A 12,628-nucleotide genomic window follows, 5' to 3' on the forward strand; every position below is an offset into this window, starting at 1 on the left:
GGCACGGCAATCTCCAGATTGTGGGTGTGAAGACTTTGGTGATCGATGCCGTGCCCCTACTGACTGGGCACGGCAATCTCCAGATTGTGGGTGTGAAGACTTTGGTGATCGATGCCGTGCCCCTACTGACTGGGCACGGCAATCTCCAGATTGTGGGTGTGAAGACTTTGGTGATCGATGCCGTGCCCCTACTCAACGGGCACGGCAATCTCCAGATTTTGGCTGTGAAGATTTTGGGGATCGCTGCCGTGCCCCTACTCAACGGGCACGGCAATCTCCAGATTGTGGGTGTGAAGATTTTGGGGATCGCTGCCGTGCCCCTACTCAACGGGCACGGCAATCTCCAGATTGTGGGTGTGAAGATTTTGGCGCTCGATGCCTTGCCCCTACTCAACGGGCACGGCAATCTCCAGATTGTGGGTGTGAAGATTTTGGGGATCGCTGCCGTGCCCCTACCACTCGTATTCCAGCTCGCCTTTTTCAATTTTTTCCAGGATCAGGGTTCTGTACAATTCCAATTCTTCAACGGAAATCTTGCCGTCAGCCCATTCTGCTGCCTTAATCGTTTCTAGTTCTTGTCGCGTCACCTTGCCATCCGCTGTGGCACGCTCGATCGCCGCTTTGAGTTTTTCCAGTTGTCGGATTTCTTCGGCTGTGGGGTTTTTGGCGTTGGGGCGTGAAATTTTCATCGTGGCTTCCCTCCAACGAGTTTGAGTCTATCTTATGACCCCTAGTCCGCGATCGCGAAAAGCTTAACTGGGATTTAAACTATTTATTTGCGCCCCTTTAATAAATACGCCATCATTTCTCCTTTGCCTTTGACCGCGATCAGACCCCGTTCTTGCAGCCAAAAACGATCGCGCAATCGATCGTAGGTATCCTGGGTTACCTGAATCTCACCCGGTATCCCGTGAGATTCCATGCGGCTAGCTGTATTGACCGTATCCCCCCAGAGGTCGTAGATAAACTTTTTAACACCAATCACCCCCGCCGTCACGGGGCCGGTATGAATCCCAATTCGCATCCTAAAATTTTGACCAGTCTCGGCGTTAAACTGAACCATTGTGGCTTGCATGTCGAGTGCCATTTCCGCCACCGCAAGGGCGTGATCCGGTTTGGGGAGGGGAATACCTCCCACTACCATGTAAGCATCTCCGATCGTCTTGATTTTTTCTAACCCGTGTCGGTCGGCGAGATAGTCAAACTCTGAAAAAATCGCGTTCAGCATATGAACCAATTCTGTGGGCGAGATGCGAGTTGATAGTTCTGTAAAGCCAACGATATCGCCAAACAGAACGCTTACTTCAGCAAAGTGTTCGGCAATCGTTCTTTGATCCTTTTTCAGGCGTTCGGCAATCGTGGCGGGTAAGATATTCAACAGCAAGCGATCGGTTTGTTGCTGTTGATAGCGCAGTGCTTCTTCTGCTTGCTTGCGCTTCATATACTGACCGATTTGGCTACCAATCGCCGCCATCACCTGGAGCAAATCTGCATCGGGTGGTTCGACTTCGCGACCAAAAAATGTCATCACCCCCAAAACTTCACCGTTTCCCATGATGGGAAAACCCAAAGCCTCGTGCAATCCCTGTTGCGATGCCAAACTCGCGAGGGGAAAGTTGGCATCATCCACCACATCGGTCATCCACAAGGGGGAACAATTCTGCCAAACGCGACCAGCTAATCCTACACCCAACTCAAAGCTACTATGCCAGGTAAGGTTGGCAAACTCTGAGATGGAAACTGATGGTTTTACCCACTGTTGGGCGCATCGCAATAAGATCGGAATCGGACAACTTTCCCCTGCATTCGCTGGTGGAATTGCCTGCTGATTGGGTATCCACAGTTGACCCACATCCCATCCCAAATGTTCGCAAAGCGCTGATAAAATTTTTGGCGCGGCGACAGAAAGCGTGGCAGACTCGGATAAGCTGCGGGTTATGGCATACTGCGCCGCCTTGCGCTTTTCGGCGCGCAGGCGTTCGGTGATATCTCGACCGACATAAACAAAATCGGTAATCCCCTCGATTTCTGTCTCAATTGCGGAACAAGAAAAGGCCACGTCAATTTTTTTGCCGGTTTTGGTTTTACAAACGATTGTTAAATCTTTAAATACTTCATTTTGTTGCCCGTAACGCGATTCAATCGCTTGCAGCAATATTTTTCCATCTGATGCGATCGCTGAAATTGGCTGGTCGATTAATTCCCCTTCGCTGTAGCCAAACAAATCTATAGCCGCTTGATTGACTGTTTTGATATTTCCCAAGTTGTTGGTCACTAACAATACTTCTGCCATCGCATTAATAATGCCATCCAAGTAATGCTTCGCCGCAGCCATTGCACTGGCTAACAAACTGGTTTCATTGTATCCCTGGACTAAGTTTTGCTCCAAAACCATCTGTTTGGTTACATCTTCAATTAAAAAAAACAACCGTTCTTGCAACTTTTCTTCACTATATTTATCGCTGACAATTAAAATATCCACATACAGGGGATTGTGCGGGTCTAACAACCGACCAATCGCTTTTAAATTGAAACTTTTCTCCCGACCTTCAAGCACGTCGATCAGGATCTCTTCACACCCGAACAGTTCCGGAAAGCCAAATCGGACATCTTGCCCCAGCTTCACCTGATTCGGATCGTCGGCGAAGCGTTCCACACCCTCAGACATTTCTAGAATGTTGAATTCCCGGTCTACTGCCAAGTATTCCAGGTTCCGGTTTGGCAATAAGTGAGTTAATAGTTGCTTGACGAGGGTGTTCATTAGGTGTTATTATTTTAGTATCTATTTTTTCATAATATATCAATCTAAGAGTATTTTTTTTAGCGATGGCTCTACCTACAAGCGCTCGTTAATTCTCGAACAACATAGACAAAATCTTGGCATTCGTTAAATTCTGTTTGAATAGTTGAAGGGGAAAAGGTGACGGCAATTTTTTGACTATTTTTTGTTTTCAGATCTTTTAAAAATTTGCTATTACAGGTTTTATGGGCTATTTTCTCATCAGCGACGAGGGTTAATATCGGTTGAGCAATTAATTCTGCCTCCCCATACCCAAACAACTCTAAAGCGGCTAGATTAACTGTTTTTATCTTTCCCGAACTCGTCGTCACGAAGGCTTCAGGCATTGAGGTGAGAATTTGATTCAGGTAATTTTTGCAGGCATCTAAGGCAATTGATTGCCGAGTTGTTTCACGAATTGTCTGTGCTAAATATTGTTCTGAAATCATTTTTTCCGTCACATCTTCCAACAAAATTATCAAATTCGGTTGAAAAGACTTTTCATTTCGCTCTGAAACCCTAGCAATTCCTGTTAATTCAAAAATATCCTGCCTTGCTGGAAGCACAGCGGTTAAAATATCTTCAAACCCAATCAGTTCGGGAAAGCTGTCGCGGATATCTTTTCCCAGCTTCACTTGGGTAGCATGTTCGGCAAACTGTTGAACTTGCTGGGATATGTCTTTGATGCTGAAGTTTTCATCCACTACCAGGTATTCCATTTGGCGTGGTTTTGAAGCGTGGTTGAAAATCTGATCGAGTACCCAGTATTTCATAGTAGTAATGGAATAGTTCAAGAAAGTCCTTGACTCAAGGGTATCGTGACTGTAAACTTAGTGCCCACTCCTACTTCGCTCTCCACTGCAATTTTGCCCCCGTGCAAGTCTAAAGCTTGCTTGACAATTGATAAACCGAGTCCGGTTCCGGGAATTTTACCTACATTTTTCCCTCGATGAAACAACTCAAACAATTGTTTTTGGTCTTCTGAAGTAATGCCAATGCCCTCGTCTTTAATTTTAAAAATTACTGATTGCTCCTGATAATTTAGGTCAAAATAAACGGTGGTGCCTTCAGGAGAATACTTCACCGCATTCGAGAGTAAATTTGTCAGGATGTGCCGCAGCAGGTTTTCATCCATACAATGAAAAAAGGGGGTAAAGTTGCTTTCCTTTCCCCCTTCATTGTCGTTATTAATGGCAAAAATAATTTGGCGTTTGCCCCCCGCCGCCAGTTTTATTTGTTCTACTAATTCATTGCAGAATTTTATTAAATCGATGGCTGCTGGATTAAATTTTAATTTGCCTGCTTCTGCTTTGTTGATGACCAACACATCTTTTAATAGCTCGGTCATTTGGTTAGCGGCTGTTTTAATGTTCTCAATATATTCGAGGTTTTCTTCTGGGGTTGATTCAGTACCGTAGTGTTCGAGTAAGGCAACGGACATGAGTATACTGTTGAGTGGATTGCCAAATTCATGGGTGACCATTGAGAAAAAGCGGAATTTTAATTCGCTGAGTTCTTTTTCTTTAGCCAGCGCCTGACGAATTTCTGCTTCCGCTTGCTTGCGCTTGGTGATGTCCCGACCAATATAAACAAAATTGTGTAACTCTTCTATATCGGTTTGAATAGGAGAACGGGAAAACCCTAAGATAATTTCTTTGCCTGTTTTGGTTTGACAAACTACTTCTACATCTTTAAATATGCTTTTTTTAGGTGCGTCAGGTTTTTGCACAACCTTCGATAAAAAAATTTCATCGGGTATTAGCGTCGAAATATGTTGATTAATTAACTCTTCTTCCCTATAACCCCACAAATCTTTGGCGGCTATATTAACTTTTTTTATATAACCCGATTCAGTTGTGACTAACAATATATCTGTCATCGCGTCGATAATTTTATCGATGTATTCTTTGTACTGAGCTAGGGTACTTGATAAAAGACTTGTTTCCCGGATTGTCTGTGCTAAACTTTGCTCTAAAAGCATTTTTTCACTCACATCTTCAAAAATGATAAATATTTCGCTTTCTGAATCTTTTTGATTTTTCCTGAATAAAACAGAAATATCAATGTAGAGAGGAGAATTTGGTTCGGAAAATCGTTGAATTCCTTTTAACTCGAAACTCTTCATTCGTTCATCAAAGATGGCCATCAGGATTTCTTCAATTCCAATAAATTCTGGAAAGCCGAGGCGGATATCTTTTCCCTTTTTTACCTCATGAGGAGAATCAGCAAAGCGTTGCACTGCCAAGGAAGTTTCTTGTATTTTTAATTCTCGATCGAGCGTGAGGTAATCCATAATTCTAAGCAGATTCAACGATGCGGTAACTTAATTTTTCAAAAAGCTCGTCAACATGGATTCCGGTTTTGGCGGATGTGGGATAGGTTTGTATCACTCGCTCGTGGTCGTTGAATTGATAATTGAAAAGTAGTTTTTCTACTTTCTCTTCATCTACCAGATCGGCTTTATTTAAAGCAATAACAATAAACCCTTTGGGATTTACGGATAAAAACAGCTGAATATGCTCTGGAATCCGATCTAAGGTTTCCTGACGGCTGAAATCGCCAACGATGACGGCGCCAGCGGCACCTTGCAGATAGGTGGGAGCGATCGCTTTAAATTTGGTATGACCTTCAATATCCCAAATCAGCAACTGCACGTTCAGCTGATCTTGCTGTTTTATGTCGGCTAATTCCACCGTTTTGCGGGAAATCTTGACTCCCACCGTTGAAAGATACTTATCGTTGAACTGGCGTTCTACAAAGCGACGAATTAAGCTGGTTTTACCCACCCCGAAATCGCCAACCATACAGATTTTTTTGGATATTGCTGACATGACTTAATTGCTCTATTTTATCTGACAAAAGCTTACTATCATATCACTTATTATCCGCTCTTGCTTAATATTTTATTTTTATTTAATTGCTGGAACTGGCGTCAACGCCTCGAACCGCACAACGCGGCTTCTGGCGGCCTCTCGCTCCGGATCGACATCGAGGGGGGGTTGAGCGGTTCCAGCTATCAGTAAGCGCTTGGGGGCGATGCCAGCGCGGATGAGAGCATCTCGCACGGTTTTGGCTCGTTCCAAGGATAGGCGCTGGTTTTCTGGCAGGGTGCCGGTGCGATCGCTATGCCCGATTATTTTTAGATTTATTCCTGTATTTTTGCTGAGAATATCCTTAACTTGGTTAATTTTGTCACCCGCATCTGGGAAAGTTAATTCAGCAGAACCCAATTCAAAATAGATGCGGGCGTCAATTTTGAACGGCTGTAGCTGGACGGTGTTGGTCACAGATGTAACACCGGGAATTTGAGCAAACGCTTGGGTAATTTTCTGGGCATCGGTAAAAGAGTTGACAGTCCCGGACAAGGTCACTTTACCTGCATTGTATTGCGCCGCGATCGCCATGCCGTTAGTTTGATTGAGAACAGATGTCACCCGTTTAACTTCTGCACCTGCTAAGACCGGATCGGGAGGAACTTCGACGGCAACGATCTGATTGTATAACTTTAGGTTGGGTGCCGAGTCGCGGGCGATTTTTTCGGCTTTTTGGCGCAGATACTCAGTTGGCAACTTGCCAGACAGACGCAGGGTATCTCCATCCGCCTTGACGTTGAGGCGGTATACGGCTAATTCTGGGGCAGATGCTAAAGCTGCGGCGGCGTTAGCTTCGATGCGGCGGTCGATGCTGTTGCGATAGGCAAAAATTCCCCAAGGCACGAGAACCAAGCTCAAAGCTGCTAAGCTAACGCCGATCAGGGCAACTGGCGGTTTTGCTGCTTTCTGCTTGGAGGGGGTTTCTATCAACTTATCTAACATCGATCCCACCGGCGCGGGAACGTTAGCAGGATCGCCGTCAAACGACTCGATGGCTTTACCGTACTTGATGATGATAGTACTCAATGTTTGCCGCAGTTGTTTAATGAACTGTTTGGGCGGATCTCCTTTAATCACGATTGCCAGGTAGCAATATCCCGCCACTTCTAAAATGATTTTAGAATTGCCGTAGTCGATGGCATCGAGTTCGGAAATCTCTCCTGTCTGCGAGATACAATCATTGACGAAACTGCGGATAGCGGTGAGCATTCCTGCTACCATGTCTGCTTCTAGTCTCTGCTCTCCAGACATCTGGACTTCTGAAATTACCAGTCCAGAAGTTTTGTGAATTAAAAAGATAGCTTGGACGGTAAAGGGTATTGATTCTTTGAATATTAGTTCTCCCTCAGAAACTCCTTGCACTTTGGCGCGGATTTTGCGGCTAATTCCTTGTACGCTAAAAGCATTGGAGACTTTTTCGTTAATGTCGCGAATCGCTTCGGCTATGTATCTGGCAACGGTGCTGCCAATTACTGGATAAAGTGCGTCTACCATTGCGTCGCGTTCGAGGGCAATTTGTTCTTTGATTGCTTTGCCCATTGTCGGTGCAAGCGCTTGAGCAACTTCTTCGGGAGCATTGCTGATTTGTTGGGTAATTGCCGCCGCGATTAAAGGCGCTAAAGCCGCACTCATTGCTTCCCGGTCTTGCTCGGTTCTGCTCTCAATGATTTGATCTATGATCGGAGCGATCGCCCCTACTACTTCATCTTTAGACTCGTCTACTTTGCGACTTAAAAGTTCTGCTATCCACGGCAAAAGTAAATTTATCAACTCGCTTGGTTCGTAAATTTGATGCTCTAGATTTGCGACTTTCTGGTCTACATAAGCCACCAATTCGCGCACCTCAGATACTTCTGGCTGTACTAAAATATCTTGCAACCGCTTAAACGGATCGTCCTCGATTTCCGCTTCTTCTTCCCCGATTGCGGCTATCTCTGCCTGGTTTTCCCCCAAGGCATTCTCGATTTCTAAATTCTCTTTACTCGTTGTTGATCCCGCCACCGAAAATAACTGACTTATCAGTTCTATCGATCTATCTTCGTCGATTTCCGGCGTTTGGTTTAAATTATTTTCTTCTGGTTGGGATTGGTGATTCCAAGTTTCTTGACTGCGTTCGATTCTAGTTGGTAGGGGGGATTTTTTTTCCTTTTCCGCGTTTCCTGCATTGCTACCCTGAAGCGATGGCAACCCAATTTCTTTTGCGGGTGGCAGTGCCAACATTTGGGGTGGTTGAAACAGGTTTTTCCATGCTTCTATTTCCCCGCCTGTTTCCTCAAGCGATGAGGGTTTTAAATCCAACTCAGGTGACTCGTTCTGGTCGATGATTTTTAGTTCTACCAGCAGATCCAACAAGCCATTGATCTGGTTTAGTGCTACGGCACTTTCAACCTCTGGGGAATGGATCTCCTCTAGATTTTCTTTGGTTGTATCCATGCACTGCCATCCCTATCCTTATCCTCAAGCTTTAGCCGCCTACAATTCCCCCCACCTGTTTTATCTTAGCTCCAGATTGACTTTATGGGTTATCCTCGTCTTCCAGGACGGCAATACCGCCATAAACTTCTGTATCGGTTGCTTCTTTCAATTGGCGAACAAATTCAGTGCCTTTGATTCGCATTGCCACTTCAAACAGAATTTCTGCCATGTCATCTTTGGATACCTTGCCACTCCTCAAGGAAGAAAATTGCCGGTCTAGTTCTTCAAAAATTTGATCTCTAAGATTCCGGACATCTTCTTGGAGTCTGGCTTTAGATTCGGAAAGTTCATCGCGCAAGGAAGCAACTTGCTTATCGACGCTATCATTTAAAGCTTCAATCGTGTTAGAAAACCTTTTGTTCATGCGATCGCTCAACTGCCGCAGGTCGGCACTTTCTTCAGAAGCGGTTAAGCTGACCGCCTTAATTTTTTTATCTAAAGATTCAACCGTGAGGCGAATTTCAGCCGCGAAAGAGCTTTTGGTTTCTTCAATGCGATCGCGCAGATCTTGGCGCAGTAAAGATAAGTCCGCCTCTACCTGAGCGAGACGAGTTTCATAGTCTCGCAGTTGCGGCCCCATGAGAATATCGCGGATTTGGTCTATGTTTCCGAGTCTGTCGCGTAATGCTTCTTTTGTTACTTCAGCCATGAGAAATACCTAGTAGGGACATACAGATCAGCCATAAAACTTGGCTGTCTATCGTCAGTTTACCATCCAAGGCAGATTTAAGAATAAAGTCAGGCTAATTTTATGACTAGCGGGCAATTTTATCCTGTAATTTTGTTTTTCCTTAAACCATTGCGGCAGCATCTGGATACAGGTAAGAGGGAGAACGAAACTTAGATTCTTCGCACTCTAGAGTTTTTGCTCTCTCACTCTGGGTTGTCCCTCTCCCTGTCACTTTTACCGCTTTTCGAGTCAAGATAGAGTTAGTATGCTAATTGCTAGCCGGTATGAGTTATTGTCTTAATCCCGCTTGCCCCATGCCCCACCAGAATCTGGAGGGGACAAAGTTTTGCCGCAGTTGTGGGTCAAAATTGCTACTCAAAGACCGCTACCGAGCGATTAAACCCATCGGTCAGGGAGGTTTTGGCAGAACCTTTCTCGCCCTGGATGAAGATAAACCGTCTAAACCGCGTTGCGTTATTAAGCAATTTTTCCCCCAAGTCCAAGGTACCAGCAACATCCAAAAAGCCGCCGAATTATTTCACCAAGAAGCGATGCGCTTGGACGAGTTGGGCAAACATCCCCAAATTCCCGACTTGCTGGCGCATTTCGACCAAGATGGCTTTTCGTATCTGGTACAAGAATTTATCGCAGGATCAACCTTATCGCAAGAGTTGGCATCGAAGGGAAGTTTTAACGAAACCGAAATTCGGCAGGTATTAAACGATTTGCTCCCCGTGCTGCAATTTGTCCACTCCCAGGAGGTAATTCACCGAGACATCAAACCCGCCAATATTATTCGCCGCTCCCCCCCCAATGCAAGGGGGGGCCAGGGGGGGATCGACCCGCCCAATGCAAGGGGGGGCCAGGGGGGGATCGACCCGCCCAATGCAAGGGGGGGCCAGGGGGGGATCGTCCTGGTAGATTTTGGCGCGTCTAAAGTTGCAACCCAAGCTGCTTTACAACAAACGGGAACGACGATTGGTAGTCCCGAATACGTTGCCCCCGAACAAGCAAGAGGTTGGGCAGTATTTGCCAGCGATATTTATAGTTTAGGCGTCACCTGCATCCATTTATTGACAGGGTTATCTCCGTTTAACTTGTACGATATTCAACAAGATCGATGGGTTTGGCGGCAATCCTTGAAGCGTCCGGTGAGCGAAGCCTTGGGTAAAATTTTAGACAAAATGATCGAATCTGCAATCAATCGGCGCTATCAATCCGCTACTGAAGTGTTGAGAGATTTAAATCCACAAACCCCAGCCTCAGCTACTCCAAAACCTCCATCGCCTCCTCCAATCAAATCGTCGCCCGTTTTCGCCCCACCGCCTGCTGCTAAAGGAATTATCGACCAAGAATTAGCCGATGTGTCTTCTCAGTTTATAGGCGCTACCCCTGCTAAAAACCATCAGGAACCAGCAAATTCCCAAAAACCTTTGTCTTCGCCTAACACCAAGTCTAAAAGCCAAATCGATCAAGAATTGGAGGAATTAAGATCGCAGTTTATCGACCCAGGAAAGTGAAAAAACAGATGAGCTTCAGGTGCTTCAGGTGCTTCAGGTGCTTCAGGTGCAACTACTGTCCATAGTTCCGTTTTCGATAGCCAAATATAGACAGGCTATTTGACACGGCTTGAAGCGACTCCAACTGTTGCACGGACGCGCTCGAACGTTGGAGTTAACCGCCTTGGATGTACTACCAAACATCCCCTATCCCTCGCTACAATTGGGTTAAGTACCTCAAATGCAGTCGGGATTACTTTTAAGCCGATGTTGTAAGCACCATTGACATCGGCATGAATCTTTAAACCCAATTGAGAAACGTACCAGCTGCGAGCCACACGCCGACCTGAGAAACTGTGCTTTTCATTGTTATTCGGTCTGTAGGTTGGGATGTTGTCCCAATCCAAAAATGAAGCCTTACTCGTGTAAGATTCTTCACCGACCACAACTTTAATGCCGACTGCTTCTAACTTGTATGTCAGCAGGAAAATGAATTTCGCATGTGGCACAAAGACAAACTTCTGATTTGTCCGCTTACCCAGATTGATAGAAGTCTTCCATTGTGAGTTTTTTCCAATTGCTACAGTAGTCACACCTGCTGCCAACAACTCTTTGACTACCATCCTTGAGCATTGATGAAGGTACGAATCTACAAAGTTGTTGCGGTTACGGATAATATTTTCAATTCGTCTTGACGTATAAGTCCCTCCCGGCAAGAATCCTTTGAACAAAGCAATCTGCTTATTGTAAAACTGGTTGACTGATTTAATTGCTTTGCCGTTGATAATTATTGGTTGAGTCTGACCATCATTAAATACAATCGTTGCTAGGTTATCTAATCCAATATCAATCGCCGCTCTTAATCCCCCATTCAGACTACAGAAGAAATCCTCAGATTGTGTTATCTCTACGACAACTTCAATCACAAAGCATCCAATCTTCGGCACAATCCGAATTTCACATAAGTCAGCCAGTTTTATGTTCGGTTTTACTGGAATCCGAATTGGCGACATTGATGGCACAATGAAACCATTTTTAAACTCACGTTTACTAATTGCCTGATTATTGAACTTAACTAGGTTTCTGCTATGAGCATATCCTGGTGGTTTCGGCTTGCCTGTAAACTTTGACGCATCTTTGTCGTAAGCTAGAACTGCTTCAAAATAACTTGTCCAACTGTCGGCACATTGCTTCAGTACTAGCTGAGACACTTTGCTTGGCATGGCTTTATAGGCTTGATGCTGTTGGAACATCTTGTCTAGGAACGCAATTGATTGCGTTCCATGATGATAGAATAAACCTTGCCGTTGCACGTATTGTGCTGAGTTAAATAACTGTCTCGAAACATTGGTAATGCGATCGCAGTAACCAAACCATTCGTGATTTGACTTGATTATGTGCTTTTCAACTTGTTTCATCATCCCTACCGGACTGTAACTCACAAATAATCTTTTCCGTCTTTCGTTTGGCACGACGTTGACCATAAAGCCGTGCCGCAAATGATGTAATAATTGCCACTAAGTCTTGCATTAACTCATCTTTACCGTTGTCAGCCAAATTAACAATCTCAAGTCTCACTCCTAACTTTTTAAGTAATACGTCTATGTAATTAACACCGAACCTCGCTAAACGGTCTTTGTGTTCAACTACCAGTATTTCATACTCCTCATCTATTAATAATTTCTCTAGTTTCTTGCGATTATCATTTAGCCCACTGCCTACTTCTTTCACGACTTTCACAACAGTATATCCCTTGGCAACACTATATTTTACTAATCTTTCTGCTTGTCTATCTAGGTTATCTTTGTTCTCTGATGACGACACCCTACTGTAAATTGCGGCTCGATTAATCGGCTCATGCTTATTTGATGAATTTGGTACGTAATCAACAATCACCAGCCCCGTTTCTGTTTGGCGTGCTGGATGTGGCAACTTACCTGCTTTCCACCATCGCCAAGCCGTTTTGTAGCTAATCCCTAGTTCCTTTGCATAGTCTGGTAGCTTCATTTATCCATGAGAGTCTACTCTTGTCTATATATGTCTATTATATTAACTAATTTTTACAATACCTGTTACAGCGGATTGCAGCCCTATGAGGTAAGGCGCTTCGTTTGTGTAGGGGCAGCATTAATGCTGCCCCTACACAAACAAAGCATAGTAGCTTTACCTAACTCATTTGCAATCCGCTGTAATAAACTTATGATAATTTATTGTAACTTAGCCAAAAGTTAAGCTAGTTAAACTGTTAACAACCTACTAACCCAAGTTGCTAGTTACATCCTTTGACAAAGAAACCCGGTTTCTGCGTCGATTTCTCCCTGTCAAACCCACG

At 44.6% G+C, this 12,628-nt stretch carries 11 protein-coding genes; 1 reads left to right on the top strand and 10 read right to left on the bottom strand.

What is annotated here, in order from left to right:
• The 8 genes from MiSe_RS03630 to MiSe_RS03665 all read right to left on the bottom strand — a co-directional run.
• The coding region (locus MiSe_RS03630) for a hypothetical protein (protein ID WP_226574926.1) at positions 1–484 on the bottom strand (484 nt) is incomplete at its 3' end.
• Positions 453–689: a hypothetical protein gene (locus MiSe_RS03635; protein ID WP_226574927.1), complete on the bottom strand. Its 237-nt coding sequence runs from the start codon at positions 687–689 to the stop codon at positions 453–455. The genes MiSe_RS03630 and MiSe_RS03635, both read right to left, overlap by 32 nt.
• A gap of 83 nt (positions 690–772) precedes the next feature.
• Positions 773–2,761 (bottom strand): adenylate/guanylate cyclase domain-containing protein, encoded by a 1,989-nt coding sequence (locus MiSe_RS03640; RefSeq protein WP_226574929.1) that lies wholly within the window; start codon positions 2,759–2,761, stop codon positions 773–775.
• Positions 2,762–2,832: 71 nt separating this feature from the next.
• Positions 2,833–3,552: a PAS domain S-box protein gene (locus MiSe_RS03645; RefSeq protein ID WP_226574931.1), complete on the bottom strand. Its 720-nt coding sequence runs from the start codon at positions 3,550–3,552 to the stop codon at positions 2,833–2,835.
• 17 nt (positions 3,553–3,569) lie between these two features.
• A complete protein-coding gene (locus MiSe_RS03650; protein ID WP_226574933.1) occupies positions 3,570–5,072 on the bottom strand; it encodes a PAS domain-containing sensor histidine kinase in 1,503 nt (500 codons plus the stop codon).
• A 4-nt stretch (positions 5,073–5,076) separates the two neighbouring features.
• On the bottom strand, positions 5,077–5,610 hold the full coding sequence (locus MiSe_RS03655; protein WP_226574939.1) for a Rab family GTPase: 534 nt from the start codon (positions 5,608–5,610) through the stop codon (positions 5,077–5,079).
• Positions 5,611–5,688: 78 nt separating this feature from the next.
• Positions 5,689–8,085 (bottom strand): OmpA family protein, encoded by a 2,397-nt coding sequence (locus MiSe_RS03660; protein WP_226574947.1) that lies wholly within the window; start codon positions 8,083–8,085, stop codon positions 5,689–5,691.
• Positions 8,086–8,167: 82 nt separating this feature from the next.
• Entirely contained in the window at positions 8,168–8,776 is a 609-nt protein-coding gene (locus tag MiSe_RS03665; protein WP_226574949.1) for a hypothetical protein, read from the bottom strand.
• Between the two features lie 305 nt (positions 8,777–9,081).
• Here MiSe_RS03665 and MiSe_RS03670 point away from each other — a divergent pair, with 305 nt between their 5' ends.
• Entirely contained in the window at positions 9,082–10,317 is a 1,236-nt protein-coding gene (locus tag MiSe_RS03670) for a protein kinase domain-containing protein (RefSeq protein ID WP_226574951.1), read from the top strand.
• A gap of 95 nt (positions 10,318–10,412) precedes the next feature.
• On the opposite strand, the gene MiSe_RS03675 is transcribed toward MiSe_RS03670, so the two are convergent.
• Positions 10,413–11,738, bottom strand: a complete 1,326-nt coding sequence (locus MiSe_RS03675; protein ID WP_226574953.1) for an RNA-guided endonuclease InsQ/TnpB family protein — start codon at positions 11,736–11,738, stop codon at positions 10,413–10,415.
• A complete protein-coding gene (locus MiSe_RS03680) occupies positions 11,701–12,303 on the bottom strand; it encodes an IS607 family transposase (protein WP_226574954.1) in 603 nt (200 codons plus the stop codon). Before MiSe_RS03680 ends, MiSe_RS03675 begins: the two co-directional genes overlap by 38 nt.
• Between the last annotated feature and the right edge of the window lie 325 nt (positions 12,304–12,628).

It is taken from the genome of Microseira wollei NIES-4236 (assembly GCF_020521235.1).
In the GTDB taxonomy this organism is placed as follows: domain Bacteria; phylum Cyanobacteriota; class Cyanobacteriia; order Cyanobacteriales; family Aerosakkonemataceae; genus Microseira; species Microseira wollei.